Here is a 13,386-nt window from a genome sequence, read left to right on the forward strand (position 1 = left end):
CCGGTTGTACGCATAATGACCGGTCCCAACCATCCGTCGACGAGGCACACCCGCATGGCCCGCATCATCGCCATCGCCAACCAGAAGGGTGGCGTCGGCAAGACCACGACCGCCGTCAACCTGGCCGCTTCCCTGGCCAACGCACCCAAGCGCGTGCTGTTGGTCGACCTGGACTCGCAGGGCAACGCGACCATGGGCAGCGGCGTGGACAAGCGTGAGCTGGCGGCCTCCACCTGCGATCTGCTGCTGGGCGAGAACAGCGCCGCCGATGTGCGCGTGCAGACCGCCGAAGGCTACGACCTGCTGCCGGGCAACATCGACCTGACCGCCGCCGAGATCCAGCTGATGGGCCAGAGCGAGCGCGAGCAGCGCCTGAAGCGCGCATTGGCGCCGATCCGCGACGAGTACGACTACATCCTGATCGATTGCCCGCCGGCGTTGTCGCTGCTGACGCTCAACGCGCTGGCCGCCGCCGATTCGGTGATCGTGCCGATGCAGTGCGAGTACTACGCACTGGAAGGCCTGAGTGCGCTGGTGGAAACCATCGAAGCCCTGCGCACCAGCCTGAACCCGGCGCTGGAGATCGAAGGCGTGCTGCGCACCATGTTCGACGTGCGCAACAACCTGGCCAACGCAGTGTCGGCCGAGCTCACCGAGCACTTCGGCGACCGCGTGTTCCGCACCATCGTGCCGCGCAACGTGCGCCTGGCGGAGGCACCCAGCCATGGCCAGAGCATCGTCGGCTACGACCGCGCCTCGCGCGGTGGCGTGGCCTACCTGGGCCTGGCCGGCGAGATCATCCGCCGCAACAACGAACGCAACAAGGCCGCCAAGGCCGTGGAGACCGTCTGATGACCAGCAGCAAGCCGGCAGCCAAGAAGCGAGGCCTCGGCCGTGGCCTGGACGCGCTGCTGGGCCCGAAAGGCGCGGTCAGCCAGGTGCAGGCCACCACTGCGGTGATCGAACCGCTGCCGGGTGAAGTGCTGCGCAAGTTGCCGGTCGGCCAGCTGCAGCCGGGCAAGTACCAGCCGCGCCGCGAGATGGACGAGGGCAAGCTCTCCGAGCTGGCCGACTCGATCAAGTCGCAGGGCGTGATCCAACCGATCCTGGTGCGCCAGCTGCCGGCAGGCAACTACGAAATCGTCGCCGGTGAGCGCCGCTGGCGCGCATCGCAGCTGGCCGGCCTGGACGAAGTGCCGGTGGTGGTGCGCGAGCTGGAAGACCGCACGGTCATCGCGATGGCGCTGATCGAGAACATCCAGCGCGAAGACCTCAACCCGCTGGAAGAAGCCGAGGCGCTGCAGCGCCTGATCAGCGAGTTCACCCTGACCCATGCCGAGGCCGCCGAGGCCGTCGGCCGCTCGCGCGCGGCGGTGTCCAACCTGCTGCGCCTGCTGGAGCTGCCGGTGGCGATCCGCCTGCTGCTGGAAACCCGCCGCCTGGAAATGGGCCACGCCCGCGCGCTGCTGACCCTGGCTCCCGAGCTGGCTGGCAAGCTGGCGCAGGAAGCGGCCGATGAAGGCTGGTCGGTGCGCGAGGTCGAGCGCCGTGCGCAGGCCTTCGCGGCCGGCAAGGTGCCGAGCAACCGCCCGGTGGCGACGCCGAAGGTGCAGCAGGCCGACATCGCCTCGCTGGAAACCGAACTGTCCGAAGCACTGGGTGCCAAGGTGGCGATCAACCACGGCCGGGGCGGCAAGGGCAAGCTGATCATCCACTACACCGACCTGGATACCCTGGACGGCGTGCTGGAAAAGCTGCGTACGCGCCAGGGCTGAGCCCGGCGCAGCGCCAGGGGGTGCGGCCTGTTCCCGCCGCGTCCTGCAGATGACAGGGAACGCACCGCCGCGCGTGCCGGGGATGCACTGCTCTCCGGTCCGTGGCCTCATCCAGGGAACAGGACATGAGCAACGAATACGAGGACGTCAGCCCGGACGGCACCCAGATACTGGTACATCGCCGCGAAAAGGACTTCGTGCCCGCCATCGGCGAAGAACAGCACATCGAGGCGATCAGCGCCCACCTCGAACGCCATCTGGGCCCGGTGTCCGGTGTCTTCCACGAGATCATCTCCGACCTGGTGCACATCGACGTGCACGTGGTGCCGGCCAATGACCACTGCCCGTACCTGCGCCTGGTCACCTCCGGCATGAGCGACCTGCCGATGACCGTGCCCGCCGAGGTGGACGCGGACGTGCCGCGCTACATGGAACTGATGGTGACCCTGCCGGCCGACTGGCCGATCTCCCAGGACGCCTTCGAGGACGAGCGCAATTACTGGCCGGTGCGCCTGCTGAAGGGCATGGCACGGTTGCCGCACGAGTACGACACCTGGCTGGGCTTCGGCCACACCATTCCCAACGGCCATCCCAGCGAGCCCTACGCGCCGGGCGTGGGTTTCGATGGTGCCATCGTGCTGTCGCCGGTGACCGCCCCGGAGGACTTCGCCACGCTGGTGCTGGAGGACGGCAGGACCATCAGCTTCATGAGCCTGGTTCCGCTGTACCCGGAAGAGATGGACCTGAAGCTGAGGAAGGGCGCCGAGGCGCTGCTCGACCGCTTCGATGCGAAGAACATCCAGGACGTGATCGAACCCGGCCGCAACAACGTGGCGAAGAAGCGTTTCGGTTTGTTCTGAGACCGGTAACATCAGGGGCCTGAACTTCGTTTCCAGGCCCCTGTCATGACCATCCTGCTCACCGGCGCTGCCGGCTTCATCGGTGCCTACACCGCCCGCGCGCTGCTCGAGGCCGGCCAGCCCGTGGTCGGCCTGGACAACTTCAACGACTACTACGACCCGCAGATCAAGCGCGACCGCGTGGCTGCGCTGTGCCCGGCGCTGGACCTGCGCACCCTGGACCTGACCGACCAGCAGGGCCTGGCGGCACTGTTCGACGAGGTGAAGCCGACTGCGGTGATCCACCTGGCCGCGCAGGCCGGCGTGCGCTATTCGCTGGAAAACCCGCACGCCTACGTCGACAGCAACCTGGTCGGCTTCGTCAACATGCTCGAACTGTGCCGCCACCGTGGCGTGCAGCACCTGGTCTATGCCTCCAGCAGCTCGGTCTACGGCGATTCGGCCACGCCGCCGTTCTCCGAGGACCAGCGCGTGGACCAGCCGCGCTCGCTGTACGCGGCGACCAAGGCGGCCAACGAGCTGATGGCCTACACCTACGCGCAGCTGTATCGCCTGCATGCCACCGGCCTGCGCTTCTTCACCGTGTATGGCCCGTGGGGCCGGCCGGACATGGCACCGCTGCTGTTCTCGCGCGCGGTGCTGGCCGGGCGGCCGATCGACGTATTCAACGAAGGCCGCATGCAGCGCGACTTCACACATGTTTCCGACATCGTGTCGGGTATCCTCGGCGCCCTCGCGCATCCGGCCGACGGTCCGGTGCCGCACCGGGTGTTCAACCTCGGCAACCATACGCCGGTCGAGCTGGAGCGCTTCATCAGCGTGATCGAGCAGGCCGCCGGCCGCCCCGCGCAGAAGGTCTACAAGCCCATGCAGCCCGGTGACATGGTGCGCACGATGGCCGATACCCGGCGCGCCCATGACGCATTCGGCTTCGACGCGGTGACCCCGATCGAAGAAGGGCTGCCGCCTGTCGTGCAGTGGTGCCGCGAGTACTTTGGCGACCGCGCCTGAGGACGGATCCTCACGCCACCAGGTTCATCTTCGGATAACCTCGGTTTCGGAGAATGCGCGGTCTTTGTCCCCCCTTGGCCGAGTGCCTTATGAGCCAACCCGAGCTTTCCGTTGTCGTCCCGGTGTTCAACGAGCGCGACAACGTCGCCCCGCTGGTTGCCGAAATCACCGCTGCGCTGCGTGGCCGGCTGCCGTTCGAGATCGTCTACATCGATGATCACTCGCGCGATGACACCCTGGCGGTGCTGCAGGGCCTGAAGGCGACCACACCGGAACTGCGGGTGCTGCACCACGTGGACCAGAGCGGGCAGAGCACCGCCGTGCGCACCGGTGTCAAGCATGCGCGGGCGCCGTGGATCGCCACCCTGGATGGCGATGGTCAGAACGATCCGGCCGATATCCCCAAGCTGCTGGCCGCGCGCGATGCCGCCGAGGCGCAGGTGAAGCTGTTCGCCGGCTGGCGGGTCAACCGCCAGGACAGCGGCAGCAAGCGCTGGGCCAGCAAGTGGGCCAACGCCATCCGCGCGCGCATGCTGCGCGACGATACGCCCGATACCGGCTGCGGCATCAAGCTGTTCGAGCGCAGCGCGTTCCTCGACCTGCCGTACTTCGACCACATGCACCGCTATCTGCCCGCGCTGATGCAGCGTGCCGGCTGGAAGACCACCAGCGTGCCGGTCAACCACCGCCACCGTACCGCCGGCGTGTCCAAGTACAACAACCTGGGCCGTGCACTGGTCGGCATCCGCGACCTGCGCGGCGTGGCGTGGCTGATCACCCGCAGCAAGCGCACCGCAGTGGAGGAGCGTTGATGGACCTGGAGCTGCACTGGCTCGACCAGCCGCTGACCTGGTTGTACTGGACCGGCCTGCATGTGACCGGCTGGAAGCTGATCGGCTACACCGGCGCGCTGATGTTCGGCGGCCGCTGGCTGGTCCAGTTCATCGCGTCCAAGCGTGCGGGCAAGCCTGTGATCCCGCGCCTGTTCTGGTACATGAGCGTGGTCGGCAGCCTGATGACGCTGAGCTACTTCCTGTTCTCCGCCAAGCAGGACTCGGTGGGCGTGCTGCAGAACCTGTTCCCGGCGTTCACCGCGCTGTACAGCCTGCAGCTGGACATCAAGCACCGGGGCTGGAAGCGGGACAAGGCCAGCCATTGAGGCTGCGCCGGGATGCGGTCTGCCGTGGGTAGAGTCGACTGTCAGTCGACTTTCGCGCGGAGCGCGGGGTTTGCTGCATATGGCGGAAGAGCAGCCGACTGACAGTCGGCTCTACCACGCGCCTCCGGCGTTGGGGCCCCGGCCTGCGGCTGGTTCCCGGCCCTGCCTGCCGTGGGTAGAGTCGACTGTCAGTCGACTTTCGCGCGGAGCGCGGGTTTGCTGCATATGGCGGAAGAGCAACCGACTGACAGTCGGCTCTACCACGCGCCTTCGGCGCTGGGGCCCCGGCCTGCGGCCGGGGCCCGGTCCTGCCTGCCGTGGGTAGAGTCGACTGTCAGTCGACTTTCGCGCGGAGCGCGGGGTTTGCTGCATATGGCGGAAGAGCAGCCGACTGACAGTCGGCTCTACCACGCGCCTTCGGCGCTGGGGCCCCGGCCTGCGGCCGGTTCCCGGTCCTGCCTGCTGTGGGTAGAGTCGAATGTCAGTCGACTTTCGCGCGGAGCGCGGGGTTTGCTGCATGTGGCGGAAGAGCAGCCGACTGACAGTCGGCTCTACCACGCGCCTTCGGCGCCGGGGCCCCGGCCTGCGGCCGGGGCCCGGTCCTGCCTGCTGTGGGTAGAGTCGACTGTCAGTCGACTTTCGCGCGGAGCGCGGGGTTTGCTGCATGTGGCGGAAGAGCAGCCGACTGACCGTCGGCTCTACCACGCGCCTTCGGCGCTGGGGCCCCGACCTGCGGCCGGGGCCCGGTCCTGCCTGCTGTGGGTAGAGTCGACTGTCAGTCGACTTTCGCGCGGAGCGCGGGGTTTGCTGCATGTGGCGGAAGAGCAGCCGACTGACAGTCGGCTCTACCACGCGCCTTCGGCGCTGGGGCCCCGACCTGCGGCCGGGGCCCGGTCCTGCCTGCTGCGCAGGCAGGACCTTCGTCCCATGCCACGGGCCGTGGGCGGTGCCATCATCGGGGTCTGCCTTCCCGGGAACCTGTGCTCGTGAAAACCCGTCTTGCCGTTGCCCTGCTGATTGCCCTGTCCGCGCCCGCCGTGGCCCTTGCCGTGCCGCCTGCCACCGCCGCACCGGCCAGCGTGGCCACCGAATCGCCCGCCGATGCCGCCTTCCGCGCGCTGTACGAGAAGGAATGGAAGTGGCGCCAGCAGGGCGGCGGCGAGGCCAGCGAAGACGAAGACGCGCCGGCCAATGCCACCCGCATGCCCGATGTCGGCCCGGCCGCGCAGCAGGCGCGCCTGAAGGTGTGGGACGAGACCCTCGCCGCGCTGAAGAAGATCGACCCGAAGACCCTGTCGCCCGACAACCAGGTCAACTACGCGATCTACCACGACCAGGTGTTCAACCTGGCCGAAGAGACGCGCCTGCGCGGCTACGAGATGCCCTTCAACGCCGACTCCTCGTTCTGGTCCAACCTGTCCTTCATGGCCCGGCGCGAGATGAAGACCGTGCAGGACTACCAGAACTACATCGCACGGCTGAACGATGTGCCGCGATACTTCGGCCAGCAGACCGAGAACATGCGTGCCGGCCTGAAGCGTGGCTTCAGCGTGCCGCGTGCCGTGCTCGATGGCCGCGAGGTCTCCATCGCCACCGTCGCCGAGCTGATGGATCCCACCGAGTCGCCGCTGTACGCGCCGTTCAAGAAACTGCCCAACAGCATTCCGGCCGCCGAGCAGGCCAGGCTGCAGGCGCAGGCGCGTGAAGCGATCAGCGGCAAGGTGGTGCCGGCGTTCCAGCAGCTGCGCACCTTCTTCGTCAACGAGTACGTGCCGCAGGCGCGCACCACCCTGGCCGCCGAAGCGATGCCTGATGGCAAGGCGTACTACAAGCAGCAGATCCACGAATACACCACGCTGGACCTGTCGCCGGACGAGATCCATCGCATCGGCCTGGATGAAGTCGCACGCATCCAGAAGGAAATGAACGACATCATCAAGCAGGTGAAGTTCAAGGGCAGCTTCGCCGAGTTCCTGACCTTCCTGCGTACCGATCCGCAGTTCTATGCCAGGACGCCGGAAGAGCTGCTGTCGCGTGCCGCGTGGATCTCCAAGCGGGCGGACGGCCAGCTCGGCAAGTACATGACGCTGCCGCGCGCCCGCTTCACCATCGTGCCGGTGCCGCCGGATATCGCGCCGTTCTGGACCGCCGGCCGTGGTGGCATGGGCACCTACTGGCTCAATACCTACAACCTGCCGTCGCGCCCGCTGTACAACCTGCCAGCACTGACGCTGCATGAGTCCGATCCGGGCCACGCGCTGCAGGGCGCGATCGCCGCCGAACAGAAGAACCTGCCCGAGTTCCGCCGCAACGCCTACATCTCCGCCTATGGCGAAGGCTGGGCGCTGTACTGCGAGAAGCTGGGCGTGGAGATGGGCATCTACGAAACCCCGTACGAGGATTTCGGCCGCCTGACCTATGAGATGTGGCGCGCCGCGCGCCTGGTGATCGACACCGGCGTGCACAGCAAGGGCTGGACCCGCGAGCAGGCGCTGGCCTACCTGCGTGACCACACCGCGCTGAGCGAGCATGAAGTGACCACCGAAGTGGACCGCTACATCTCCTGGCCGGGCCAGGCACTGAGCTACAAGCTGGGCGAGATCGCCATCGTGCGCCTGCGCGCGCAGGCCGAGAAGGAACTGGGCGACAAGTTCGACATCAAGGGCTTCCACGACACCCTGCTCAAGCAGGGCTCGGTGCCGCTGCCGGTGCTGGAACAGCAGATCCAGGCCTACATCGCCGAGCGCAAGAAGGCCTGACCGCTACCGGGTAGTGCCGGCCGCTGGCCGGCAACCTGCACGCACCGCGATCGTTCGACATTGCCGGCCAGCGGCCGGCACTACCTCGGACCGGGAAACGGGGTCGGATCACAGGATCCGACCCCGTGGTCTTTCACCCCACCGCCCGCGGCTTGGCTACCCGAGCCGCGAAGGTCGGCAGCACCAGCAGGGTCAGCACGGTGGCGGTGATCAAGCCACCGATCACCACCGTCGCCAACGGCTTCTGCACTTCCGCACCGGAACCGCTGGCAATCGCCATCGGAATGAAGCCGACGATCGCCACCAGCGCCGTGGTCAGCACCGCGCGGATGCGGCTGGAGGCACCGTTGATCGCTGCCTGCAGCGGCAGGTCACCGGCATCCAGGCGTTCGCGGATCGCCTGCATCAGCACCAGGCCGTTCAAGGTCGCCACGCCGGAGACGGCGATGAAGCCGACCGCCGCTGACACCGAGAACGGCATGCCACGCAGCAGCAGCGCGAGGATGCCGCCGACCAGCGCCAGCGGCACGCAGCTGAACACCAGAATGGCTTCCTTGCCGCTGCGCAGGGCCATGAACAGCAGGCTGCCGATCAGCAGGAACACCACCGGCACCACCGTCGCCAGCCGCTTCTCCGCGCGCTGCAGGTTCTCGAACTGGCCACCCCAGGTCAGGTAGGCACCCGGCGGCAGCGCCACGTCGGCCACCGCGGCCTGTGCCTCGCCGACGAAGCCGCCCAGGTCGCGACCGCGCACGTTGGCCTGCACCACCACGCGGCGGCTGCCGTTGTTGCGGCTGATCTGGTTCGGCCCTTCGCTCACCGTGATGCGCGCCACTGACGACAGCGGAATCACCAGCCCCGAAGGCGTGGCGATCGGCAGCGAGGCCAGCTGGTCCGGATCGTTGCGCGAGGCATCGTCCAGGCGCACCACCACGTTGAAGCGGCGATCACCTTCGAAGATCTTGCCGGCCGCCGTGCCGCCAATGCCGGTGGACAGTGCATCACTGACGTCTGCGGCAGTCATGCCGTACTGCGCCGCCGCCACGTGGTCGATCGCCACGTTGAGCGTAGGCAGGCCGGAGATCTGTTCCACCCGCACGTCGGCCGCGCCGTTCACCGCACGCAGCTTCAGCGCCACCTGGTCGGCCACCTTCTGCAGCTGGCTGAAGTCATCGCCGAAGATCATCACCGCCAGGTCGGTACGCACGCCGGAAATCAGCTCGTTGAAGCGCAGTTCGATCGGCTGGCTGAACTCGAAGCTGTTGCCCAGCTGCTGCCCGGCCAGCTTTTCGAAGCGCGCCACCAGTGCGTCCTTGGCCAGCTTCGGATCGGGCCAGTCCTTGCGCGGCTTCAGCACGATCACACTGTCGGAGATGTTGGTCGGCATCGGGTCGATGGCCGCCTCGGCGGTACCGGTACGCGAGAATACGGTTTCCACTTCCGGCTGCTTGGCAATTGCTTTTTCCAAAGCCAGCTGCATCGCCAGCGACTGCTCCAGCGAGGTCGAGGGCACGCGCAGGGCCTGCATCGCCACGTTGCCTTCGTCCAGCGTCGGCATGAACTCGCGGCCCAGCAGCGAGAACGCGCCGATGCCCACCACCACCATCATCACCGCACCGGCCAGCACCGTGCGCGGATGCGCCACGGCCTTGCGCACCACCGGTTCGATGCGTGCACGCAGCACGCGGATCAGCTTCGTCTCGTGCTCGCCACCTTCGGCATGCGTATCGCCGTCCTTTACCTTTGGCTCGCGCACCAGCAGCGCGGCCATCGCCGGAACGAAGGTGAAGGAGAACAGGAAGGCACCGACCAGGGCCAGCATGAAGGTCGCCGCCATCGGGTGGAACGTCTTGCCCTCCACACCTTCCAGCGTGAGGATCGGCGCGAACACCAGCAGGATGATCAGCTGGCCGAAGGCCGCAGGGCGCGCCATCTTCATCGCCGAATCGGCGGCCACGCGCAGCCGCTCCATCGCGGTCAACGCACGGCCCAGTTCGGCGCGGCGCTGGCCCAGCATCAGCAGGGTCGATTCGACCACGATCACCGCACCGTCCACCAGGATGCCAAAGTCCAGCGCACCCAGGCTCATCAGGTTGCCGCTGATCCCGAAGCGGTTCATGCCGATTACTGCGAACAGGAACGACAGCGGAATCACCAGCGCGGTGATCGTCGCTGCACGCAGGTTGCCCAGCAGCAGGAACAGCACCACCACCACCAGCAGCGCGCCCTCGGTGAGGTTCCTGGCCACGGTCTTGATGGTGGAATTGACCAGCACGCTGCGGTCCAGCACCGGTGCCGCCACGATGTCGGCCGGCAGCGATTTGTTCACCTGTTCCAGGCGCGCCGCAGCGGCCTGCGCCACGGTGCGGCTGTTGCCACCGGCAATCATCAGCGCGGTACCCAGCACGGCTTCATGGCCGTTGCGGCTGGCCGCACCCAGGCGCGGCGCGCGGCTCAGCTCGACCTCGGCCACATCGGCCACGCGCACCACCACGCCATTGCGGGTCGCCACCGGGGCCTGTGCCAGATCCTCGGTGGTCAGCGCCAGGCCATCGGCACGCACCACCAGTCCTTCGCCGGCGCGCTGCACGAAACCGGCACCGGCCTGCACGTTGGAACGCTGCAGGGCGGTGACCAGATCGGCCAGGCCGAGGCCGTGCGCGGCCAGCCGGGCGCTGTCCGGATGCACGCCATATTCCTTGACGTAGCCACCGACCGTATCGACGCCGGCCAGCCCCGGGCTGGAACGCATCTGCGGCGCGATGATCCAGTCCTGCACGGTGCGCAGGTAGGTCGCACGTTCTTCCGGTGTACGCAGCAGATTGCCTTCCGGCGTGCGGTAGACCTCGCCGGCCTGCCAGCCGGCTTCACCCGGCTTGGCCAGGCTGGCCGGATCGAACGCGGTGAAGTCCACGGTCCACATCAGCACTTCGCCGAGGCCGGTGGTGACCGGCGACAGCATCGGCGACGCGCCATCGGGCAGGTCTTCCGATGCCTCGCGCATGCGTTCGGCCACCTGCTGGCGGGCGAAGTAGATGTCGGTCGCATCGGTGAAGATCGCGGTCACCTGCGAGAAGCCATTGCGCGACAGTGAACGCGTGGTGGTCAGGCCGGGAATGCCGGCCAGCGCGGTTTCCAGCGGATAGGTCACCTGCCGCTCGATCTGCTCCGGTGTCAGCGCCGGTGCCACCGTGTTGATCTGCACCTGGCGGTTGGTGATGTCCGGCACCGCGTCGATCGGCAGCTTGCCCAGCTGGAACAGGCCCATCGCAGCAATCAGCGCCGCCAGGAACACCACCAGCCAGCGGTGGCGCACCGCTGTTTCAATGATCAGCTTGAACATGGTCGCTTCCTCAGTGGCCGTGCTCGGCTTCGCCCTTGGCCAGTTCGGCCTTGAGCAGGAAGGCGTTGCTGCCAACGATGCGCTCGCTGCCGGTCAGGCCACCGAGGATCTCGATGCGGTCACCGGCACGGCGCCCAGCCAGCACCGGCTGCGCCTTGAAGCCGCCTTCGACGGCGACGAACACCGCGCTGCTGCCATCGACGTTCTGCACTGCATCGGCCGGGACGCTGAGCGAGTCGTCCTGGCCTTCGGTGACCACCACCGCCGATACCGGCGAACCTGCCGGCGGCAACGAGGCATCCACCGGCGTGGCACGGATGACCGCGACGCCGCCCTGCTGGCGCACATCGGCGGCCGAACCGGTGACGGTGGCGGTGAAGCTGCCACCCGGTACGCTCACTTCCAGCTTCATGCCCGGCGTGACCTGCGCGGCCAGCGCCGGCGGTGCGGTGAACACCAGCTCGTTCATCGTCGGGTCGGCGACGTCGGCCACCGCGCTGCCGGCGGCGACCACGCCGCCCGGGGTGACCTGCACGTTGCCGACGATGCCGGCCACCGGGCTGGTGATGCGCACGCGACCGCTGGCATCGGGCGCACCGTTGGCGGCGGCCTGGGCCTGCGCGGCAGCAGCCTGGGCCTGTGCCGCCAGCGAACGTGCACGGGAGGCTTCCATCTCCTGGCGGGCGACCACGCCCTGGTCGACCAGCGCCTTGTCGCGGCCATAGGCCAGCCGCGCGGCTTCGGCTTCGGCCGCTGCGGCCAGCGCATTGGCGCGGAACACCGCCGCTTCGCCGCTGACCACGATCGCCAGTGCCTGGTTCTGCTTCACCGCGGTGCCCGGTGCGACCAGAACGCGTTCGACGCGGCCGGTCACGGTCGACGCCACCGAGGCGCGTGCACCGACCGACGGTTCGACCCGGCCGGACAGGCGCGTGGAGCCACCGCCACCGCGACCGATCGCGACCACTTCGATACCGGAGGCCTTGATCTGCTCCGGGGTCAGCTGCACCACGCCTTCGTCGGCGTCAGCAGGTGCCTTCGCGGTTTCTGCCTTGGCTTCCTTGCTGCCGGCGGCATGGCCGTGGCCATCGTCGGTGCCGGCCTTGGCCGCAGCGGGGTTTTCATTGGCAGGCGTCTGCGCGTTGCCGGCGCAGCCAGCCAGCAGGACGGTCAGCAGTACGCCGCCGATCAGCGGGAAAGTACGGGAGAGAGTCATGGAGCCTCCACAAAGGGTGCGCGCCCTTCCAGGCGGGCAAGATCGATTTCCGCGGCGACGCGCGACAGGCGCGCATCCACGGCGGTGCCGCGGGCGGCGATGAGGGCGCTGCGCGTGCTGCGCAGTTCCAGCTGCGAGATGCGTCCGGCGTCGAAGCCAATGCGGGCCAGGCGATACGCCTCTTCGGCGGCGACCACGCTTTCATCGGCGGCGCGGGTACGGCTGCTGGCGGCCTTCAACCCGGCCACCGCAGAGAGGCGCTCGGCCTCGCTGTCGCGGCGCTGCTGGTCCAGGCGCGCTTCGGCCGCGCGCTGGTCGGCATTGGCGGCGCGGATGCCACCGCGGTTGCGGTCGAACAGCGGGATGCTGAGGCTGACCCCGAGGTTGTAGGCACGCTCGCCGCCTTCGCGGAAGCGGGTCTGCGCGGCGGTGACACTGAGGTCGGGCAGGGCACGCTTGCGCTCCACCTCGACCAGCTTGCCCGCCGCATCGGCTTCGGCTTCGGCGATGCGCACCGCCAGTGCCACGTCGGTGGCGCCACGCGGTAGCGGCGGCGCACGGTCGAGCAGGCTGTCGTTGATCGACTGCACCGGTGCATCCAGCAGTGCAGCACCGGCCAGGCGGGCCAGCGCGGCATCGCGGAACGCCTGCGCTTCATCCAACGCGGCGCTGGCGTTGGCCACCTCGCTCTGCGCCTGCACCGCACGCAGCTGCGGTTCGCGGCCCTGCTTGACCAACGCGTTGACGGCGTTGGCGTCAGCGCGGGTGAGGGTCAGTGCTTCTTCGGCCAGGGTGTAGCGGCGCAGTGCACTTTCCGCCTGTGCGTAGACCACCGCCAGCTGGCTGGCCACGTCGCTGCGGCTTTGGGCACCACGCAGGTTGGCGGCCTGTGCTTCGGCCCGGGCGGCACGGACGCGCGCGCCACGCTGGCCCCAGACCTCCAGCGGCTGGGACAAAGTGAGCACGGTATCGGCCTTGCCCATGCCGCCATAGGAGCCGGTGCCCCAGGCGTTTTCGGCGGAATAGGAGAGGGAAGGATTGGGCAACGCACGCGCCTGGTCGGCGCGCGCATCGGCGGCCTCGGCCAGTGCCGTACCCACGCGGGTACCCGGCAGCTGGTCCAGGCGTTCAAGCAGGGTGTCGTAGGAAGGGGCGGCTTGCGCCGACGCCTGCATTGCCGGGGCCAGGCCCAGCAACACGGCGACGACCAGCCCGGCCGCGCGCGGCGACCGAGGTGTCAGGATCGACATAGGGGGATTCCGG

10 protein-coding genes are annotated in these 13,386 nt (G+C 68.2%); 7 read left to right on the forward strand and 3 right to left on the reverse strand.

The features are described from left to right. Nucleotides 1-54: 54 nt before the first annotated feature. The 7 genes from AC5P99_RS12015 to AC5P99_RS12045 all read left to right on the forward strand — a co-directional run bounded on the left by AC5P99_RS12015 (nucleotide 55) and on the right by AC5P99_RS12045 (nucleotide 7,564). Nucleotides 55-852 (forward strand): ParA family protein, encoded by a 798-nt coding sequence (locus AC5P99_RS12015; RefSeq protein WP_005411653.1) that lies wholly within the window; start codon nucleotides 55-57, stop codon nucleotides 850-852. Then, nucleotides 852-1,775, forward strand: coding sequence for a ParB/RepB/Spo0J family partition protein (locus AC5P99_RS12020; protein ID WP_005411652.1), 924 nt, complete (start codon nucleotides 852-854; stop codon nucleotides 1,773-1,775). Before AC5P99_RS12015 ends, AC5P99_RS12020 begins: the two co-directional genes overlap by 1 nt. A 125-nt stretch (nucleotides 1,776-1,900) precedes the next feature. Beyond that, nucleotides 1,901-2,635, forward strand: a complete 735-nt coding sequence (locus tag AC5P99_RS12025; protein ID WP_285311710.1) for a suppressor of fused domain protein — start codon at nucleotides 1,901-1,903, stop codon at nucleotides 2,633-2,635. Between the two features lie 45 nt (nucleotides 2,636-2,680). After that, on the forward strand, nucleotides 2,681-3,646 hold the full coding sequence (locus AC5P99_RS12030; protein ID WP_049449876.1) for an NAD-dependent epimerase/dehydratase family protein: 966 nt from the start codon (nucleotides 2,681-2,683) through the stop codon (nucleotides 3,644-3,646). An 89-nt stretch (nucleotides 3,647-3,735) separates the two neighbouring features. Continuing rightward, complete coding sequence (locus AC5P99_RS12035) at nucleotides 3,736-4,458, forward strand: glycosyltransferase family 2 protein (RefSeq protein ID WP_010482377.1); 723 nt, start codon at nucleotides 3,736-3,738, stop codon at nucleotides 4,456-4,458. Next, complete coding sequence (locus AC5P99_RS12040; protein ID WP_005414908.1) at nucleotides 4,458-4,805, forward strand: lipid-A-disaccharide synthase N-terminal domain-containing protein; 348 nt, start codon at nucleotides 4,458-4,460, stop codon at nucleotides 4,803-4,805. Before AC5P99_RS12035 ends, AC5P99_RS12040 begins: the two co-directional genes overlap by 1 nt. A 986-nt stretch (nucleotides 4,806-5,791) precedes the next feature. After that, a complete protein-coding gene (locus AC5P99_RS12045; protein ID WP_005411647.1) occupies nucleotides 5,792-7,564 on the forward strand; it encodes a DUF885 domain-containing protein in 1,773 nt (590 codons plus the stop codon). A 133-nt stretch (nucleotides 7,565-7,697) separates the two neighbouring features. On the opposite strand, the gene AC5P99_RS12050 is transcribed toward AC5P99_RS12045, so the two are convergent. From AC5P99_RS12050 to AC5P99_RS12060, 3 genes are read right to left on the reverse strand one after another with little or no spacing between them, the layout of a single operon-like run. Next, nucleotides 7,698-10,907, reverse strand: a complete 3,210-nt coding sequence (locus tag AC5P99_RS12050) for an efflux RND transporter permease subunit (protein ID WP_495213189.1) — start codon at nucleotides 10,905-10,907, stop codon at nucleotides 7,698-7,700. A 10-nt stretch (nucleotides 10,908-10,917) separates the two neighbouring features. Continuing rightward, nucleotides 10,918-12,123, reverse strand: a complete 1,206-nt coding sequence (locus AC5P99_RS12055) for an efflux RND transporter periplasmic adaptor subunit (RefSeq protein ID WP_169449051.1) — start codon at nucleotides 12,121-12,123, stop codon at nucleotides 10,918-10,920. Continuing rightward, entirely contained in the window at nucleotides 12,120-13,373 is a 1,254-nt protein-coding gene (locus AC5P99_RS12060; protein ID WP_108270106.1) for a TolC family protein, read from the reverse strand. Before AC5P99_RS12060 ends, AC5P99_RS12055 begins: the two co-directional genes overlap by 4 nt. Between the last annotated feature and the right edge of the window lie 13 nt (nucleotides 13,374-13,386).

This window comes from Stenotrophomonas sp. YJH_SMC_80, assembly GCF_059372495.1.

Bases quoted from the DNA above. Each gene is read 5' to 3' on its own strand.
- AC5P99_RS12030 (WP_049449876.1), top strand. From the start codon at position 2,681: ATGACCATCCTGCTCACCGGCGCTGCCGGCTTCATCGGTGCCTACACC.
- AC5P99_RS12060 (WP_108270106.1), bottom strand. From the start codon at position 13,373: ATGTCGATCCTGACACCTCGGTCGCCGCGCGCGGCCGGGCTGGTCGTC.
- AC5P99_RS12050 (WP_495213189.1), bottom strand. From the start codon at position 10,907: ATGTTCAAGCTGATCATTGAAACAGCGGTGCGCCACCGCTGGCTGGTG.
- AC5P99_RS12020 (WP_005411652.1), top strand. From the start codon at position 852: ATGACCAGCAGCAAGCCGGCAGCCAAGAAGCGAGGCCTCGGCCGTGGC.
- AC5P99_RS12040 (WP_005414908.1), top strand. From the start codon at position 4,458: ATGGACCTGGAGCTGCACTGGCTCGACCAGCCGCTGACCTGGTTGTAC.
- AC5P99_RS12055 (WP_169449051.1), bottom strand. From the start codon at position 12,123: ATGACTCTCTCCCGTACTTTCCCGCTGATCGGCGGCGTACTGCTGACC.
- AC5P99_RS12035 (WP_010482377.1), top strand. From the start codon at position 3,736: ATGAGCCAACCCGAGCTTTCCGTTGTCGTCCCGGTGTTCAACGAGCGC.
- AC5P99_RS12015 (WP_005411653.1), top strand. From the start codon at position 55: ATGGCCCGCATCATCGCCATCGCCAACCAGAAGGGTGGCGTCGGCAAG.
- AC5P99_RS12025 (WP_285311710.1), top strand. From the start codon at position 1,901: ATGAGCAACGAATACGAGGACGTCAGCCCGGACGGCACCCAGATACTG.